This is a genomic window from Bacillus sp. SIMBA_074 (genome assembly GCF_046534555.1).
GTDB classification, from domain to species: domain Bacteria; phylum Bacillota; class Bacilli; order Bacillales; family Bacillaceae_G; genus Bacillus_A; species Bacillus_A mycoides.
Genome location: NZ_JAWRYM010000893.1, coordinates 1 through 253, shown reverse-complemented (window position 1 = coordinate 253; position 253 = coordinate 1). Strand labels below are relative to the sequence as shown.

Genomic DNA, 253 nt, shown 5'->3' with positions numbered 1-253 from the left:
GCGGATGCAGTACAGGCCCTGCAGCTGCAATGGCACGCCGCCCTGCAGGCGGGCGTCCAGGGTGAACGGCTCCAGCAGGTCCAGCGACAGCAGCATCGCGCAGAACCCCGGGGTCTGCCGCAGGCCCTCGTGCAAAGCGCGCAGTACCGAGCTGATCCGCTCCAGGTAGGGCGTCTGGCCGCCGAACTCCTTGAACACGGCCTGGCCGGCGTCGCCGGCGTCTTCCTCCCCGAGGATGCGCGGGCTGTCCAGG

1 protein-coding gene is annotated in these 253 nt (G+C 70.8%); it reads right to left on the bottom strand.

Annotated elements, in window-relative coordinates; translation table 11 throughout:
* The coding region (locus SB773_RS33335) for a SapC family protein (protein WP_410594728.1) at positions 1 to 253 on the bottom strand (253 nt) is incomplete at both ends.